Origin of the sequence: Winogradskyella sp., assembly GCF_013042245.1 — a bacterium.
Classification (GTDB): domain Bacteria; phylum Bacteroidota; class Bacteroidia; order Flavobacteriales; family Flavobacteriaceae; genus Winogradskyella.
Genome location: NZ_JABDQL010000039.1, coordinates 1 through 4,107, shown reverse-complemented (window position 1 = coordinate 4,107; position 4,107 = coordinate 1). Strand labels below are relative to the sequence as shown.

The following is a 4,107-nucleotide window of genomic DNA, read 5'->3' as shown; positions in this document are numbered from 1 at the left end:
AATGAGTATTTAGAACATCACAGGAAATCTGAAAATGATAGTGAAAATTTCATACTTGAGTAATCACGTACTGCTGACTTTAGTCAGTAACAAACCTATGGTACTTTAGTCCATAGTGGTTTAGTTTCTATGATTACTCTAAAAAACATTCCTGAACAATACAAAACTTATCAAAAAAGTCTCTACAAGTATTGGGAAAGTGTAAAACCTTAAAAGTCATTAAATAGCTATAAAAACTCCGCTAAAACTCTTAATTTAGCACTTCAAATTTTTGAATATCATAACATGAAAAATACCGCATTATCCGCTACTCACGAAGCTTTAGGTGCAAAAATGGTTCCTTTTGCTGGTTACAATATGCCTGTACAATACCAAGGCGTTAATATAGAACATGAAACTGTAAGAAACTCCGTTGGTGTTTTTGACGTGTCGCATATGGGTGAGTTTTTAATTGAAGGCCCAAACGCCTTAGATTTAATCCAAAAGGTATCGAGTAACGATGCGAGTAAATTAGAAATTGGTAAAGCGCAATATAGTTGCTTACCAAACGATGATGGTGGTATAGTTGACGATTTAATCATTTACAAAATCAAAGATGAGACTTATTTACTTGTTGTAAACGCAAGTAATATTGAAAAAGATTGGAACTGGATTTCGTCCAAAAATGATGTTGGTGCTGAGATGCGCGATTTAAGTGAAGACTATTCTTTATTAGCTATCCAAGGTCCCAAAGCCATTGAAGCTATGCAGTCGTTATCGAGTCATGATTTATCAGAAATCTCCTTTTACAATTTTGTAGTTGGTGATTTTGCAGGGATTAAACACATAATTATTTCTGCAACAGGTTACACAGGCAGTGGTGGATTTGAAATTTATTGTAAGAATTCTGAAGTAAAACAAGTTTGGGACAAGGTCCTAGAGGCTGGAGCAGATTTTGGCATCAAACCTATTGGTTTGGCAGCTAGAGATACACTTAGACTAGAAATGGGTTACTGTCTTTACGGTAATGATATCGATGATACAACGTCTCCTATAGAAGCTGGTTTAAGTTGGGTTTGTAAATTCAATAAAGAGTTTACTAATAGTAAAGCCTTAAAAGCCGAAAAAGAGCGTAAACCAGAGAACCGATTAGTTGCCTTTAAAATGGACGAGCGTGGTATTCCCCGTCACGGCTATGATATTGTAGATGGTTCTGGTAAAACTATTGGTCGCGTTACTTCTGGGACCATGAGTCCTAGTTTGGGTATTGGTATTGGCTTAGGCTATGTGCCGCGTGTGTTTGCCTCTGCAGATAGCAAAATCAATATTCAAGTTCGTAAAAAAGCAATTCCGGCTACAGTTGTAAAATTACCATTTTACAAAAGCTAAATTCTTATTCTGAGCGTTGTAAGATTAATGAAGAAGATTGAAAAGAAATATAGAATACTTGTACTTGGAGCTAGTGGCTATTTAGGTAGTTCTATCTACAAAGAACTCTGCTCCTACTTTAATACTTATGGTACATACTTTTCGGCTAAAAAAGAATATGAAAAGAATAAGCACTTTTTTCATTACAATGTTGAAGAAGATGACCTCTACAAAATTTTAGAAGTAACCAACCCTGATATTATCATTTCAGCCTTACGTGGCAACTTCCATGCCCAAACCATTGCTCACGGACATCTAACAGAATACGCATTAGAGCATAATAGTAAAATTATATTTATGTCTTCGGCAAATGCTTTTGATGCTTACAGTAAATACCCAAGCTATGAAACAGACAAAACTCTTAGTCATAGCATATACGGCCATTTTAAGATAAAAATTGAAAACATGCTCATGCGAATGCCTAAACGACAATACGTAATTTTGCGTTTACCTATGGTTTTTGGAAACAACTGTCCTAGAATATCAGAAATGAAGCAGCTTATTTCAGAGAAAGAATCCGTAGAAATTTTCCCGAACTTAATAATGAATGTAACTCTTGATAAAAAAGTAACACAGCAAATTCATTATATTATAAATAGAAATAAGTCAGGTGTGTTTCATTTAGGAAGTACAGATTTAGTACACCACGATGAGTTTATAAAAGAATTAACTTCTCACTTGTTTACAAACAAAGTATCTTTCAAAAATGTCTACACAACAAATGACGATAGATATCTAGCAGTTTTACCAAAATACAATCTATTACCAAAACATCTTCAAATTACAAGTTATAAGGTTTTAGAAGAACTTAAAAAATAATTGTTTGCTTAAACTAAAAGTTTTAACTTTAGATTTATGAATAAACTCGACGAAAACACAATAGAAAAGAAATTATTGCAACTTCCTATGTGGGATTATTTTGATAATGCCATCCATGCAGAATTTGAATTTGAAAATTTTAAAGACTGCTTTAGTGCCATGAGCCGCATAGCCTTTGAGTGCGAAGCTTTAGGTCATCACCCAGATTGGTCTAATGTTTACAATGTTCTCAAAATTTCTTTAACAACTCATGATGCAGACGGTGTAACAGATAAAGATTTTAAACTCGCGCACGCTATAGAGCATATTGTTGAGCCAGAAGATGAGTAGGCACTAATTAGACAGCTATAGTCAGTTACAATTGATAGTTTTTAAAATCACAATCTTTAGCCATGTTTCGGCTTTGCGAGAAACATCTATTTTTTTAAATTTGTTCGACTTCAAAATTTGAAGCTTTATTTACTTTAAATTATAATTAAACACTATGGGAAGAGCTTTCGAATTTAGAAAAGCACGTAAAATGAAACGTTGGTCTGCTATGAGCAAGGCCTTTACACGTATAGGAAAAGATATAGTAATAGCTGTTAAAGAAGGTGGAGCAGACCCAGATAGCAACTCCAGATTAAGAGCAGTTATACAGAATGCAAAATCTGTAAACATGCCTAAGGATAACATTGAGCGAGCTATAAAGCGTGCGTCTGATAAAAATCAAGGCGATTTTAAGGAAGTAGTTTTTGAAGGTTACGCGCCACACGGCATTGCTATCTTGGTAGAAACTGCAACAGATAATAATACGCGTACTGTTGCCAATGTACGTAGTTACTTTAATAAGTGTGATGGTAGTTTAGGTACATCTGGATCTGTAGTTTTTATGTTTGATCATACGTGTAACTTTAAAATTAAAGGTGACGAATTGGATTTAGAAGAATTAGAGCTAGAACTCATAGATTTTGGTGTTGAAGAAATTTTTGAAGATACTGATGAAGATGCGGATGCAAACGAAGTAACAAGTATTATGATTTATGCGCCCTTTGAAAGCTTTGGTAAAATTCAGGCTTACTTGGAAGAAAATAATATTGAAATATTATCATCTGGCTTTGAACGTATACCACAAGTAATGAATAAACTTACACCAGAGCAAATGGCAGATGTCGAAAAACTTCTCGAAAAAATCGAAGAAGATGACGATGTACAGAATGTTTATCATAACATGGAAGAAACGACAGGGTAAATTTTAAAGCTTTAAAAATTTAAAAATGCTATCTCCCAAAAATTGGGTTTTATAGCCTTTTCTCTTTTTAAATTAATCCATTAAAATAAAAAGTGGGGTAAGCTAAATGGATTTAGCTCTATAACATATTTACGGACAAAACTTCATTTTAGATTTTTTGTGCTAAAAAACATATAATTAAATGGTTGTAGATCAAGTGTGATTTTTTGTAGCTTTAAAAATGAAAGAAACAGTTACCAAATTCTATACAGCATTTGCTAATCTAGATGCGGAAGCTATGACAAAATATTACCATAATGATATTATTTTAAAGACCCTGCTTTTGGTACATTAGAAGGGTAAAGTGCAAAGAATATGTGGCGTATGCTTTGTGAATTACAGAAGGGAAAAGATTTTATTATTAGCTTCTATGACCTTAAGGCTAATCAAAAAAACGGTAAAGCAAGATTATAAGCTACATATAATTTTAGCAAAACAGGAAGGCGTATTCATAACAAAATTTCTGCACAGTTTGAGTTTAAAGGGGTCACATTCATTTTATGGGGATTAAGCAAAGAGTTTGTTTAATCTAAAGAGGAAAAAAGTAGTGTCCGTTACTCCTCTTAGGTTAGCTCTAAAGAGTTTAATTTTAGCATTAAAAGACTCTGCAT

4 protein-coding genes and 1 pseudogene are annotated in these 4,107 nt (G+C 33.4%); 4 read left to right on the top strand and 1 reads right to left on the bottom strand.

Annotated features, from left to right (window positions below):
- Positions 1-285 precede the first annotated feature (285 nt).
- From gcvT to HKP48_RS03615, 4 genes are all read left to right on the top strand, one after another.
- Positions 286-1,368 carry a glycine cleavage system aminomethyltransferase GcvT gene (gcvT, locus tag HKP48_RS03630; RefSeq protein ID WP_296342920.1) on the top strand — a complete coding sequence of 361 codons (1,083 nt, stop codon included), beginning with the start codon at positions 286-288 and terminating at the stop codon, positions 1,366-1,368.
- A gap of 27 nt (positions 1,369-1,395) precedes the next feature.
- Positions 1,396-2,226 (top strand): sugar nucleotide-binding protein, encoded by an 831-nt coding sequence (locus HKP48_RS03625; RefSeq protein WP_296342918.1) that lies wholly within the window; start codon positions 1,396-1,398, stop codon positions 2,224-2,226.
- A 36-nt stretch (positions 2,227-2,262) separates the two neighbouring features.
- Positions 2,263-2,556: a 4a-hydroxytetrahydrobiopterin dehydratase gene (locus HKP48_RS03620; RefSeq protein ID WP_296342915.1), complete on the top strand. Its 294-nt coding sequence runs from the start codon at positions 2,263-2,265 to the stop codon at positions 2,554-2,556.
- Positions 2,557-2,710: 154 nt separating this feature from the next.
- On the top strand, positions 2,711-3,457 hold the full coding sequence (locus HKP48_RS03615) for a YebC/PmpR family DNA-binding transcriptional regulator (protein ID WP_296342913.1): 747 nt from the start codon (positions 2,711-2,713) through the stop codon (positions 3,455-3,457).
- Between the two features lie 546 nt (positions 3,458-4,003).
- Here HKP48_RS03615 and HKP48_RS03610 read toward each other — a convergent pair.
- A pseudogene (locus HKP48_RS03610) lies at positions 4,004-4,107 on the bottom strand (DDE transposase); the annotation flags it as partial.

Excerpts from the sequence above, each read along its gene's own strand:
- gcvT (WP_296342920.1), top strand. The coding sequence starts at position 286 with ATGAAAAATACCGCATTATCCGCTACTCACGAAGCTTTAGGTGCAAAA.
- HKP48_RS03620 (WP_296342915.1), top strand. The coding sequence starts at position 2,263 with ATGAATAAACTCGACGAAAACACAATAGAAAAGAAATTATTGCAACTT.
- HKP48_RS03615 (WP_296342913.1), top strand. The coding sequence starts at position 2,711 with ATGGGAAGAGCTTTCGAATTTAGAAAAGCACGTAAAATGAAACGTTGG.
- HKP48_RS03625 (WP_296342918.1), top strand. The coding sequence starts at position 1,396 with ATGAAGAAGATTGAAAAGAAATATAGAATACTTGTACTTGGAGCTAGT.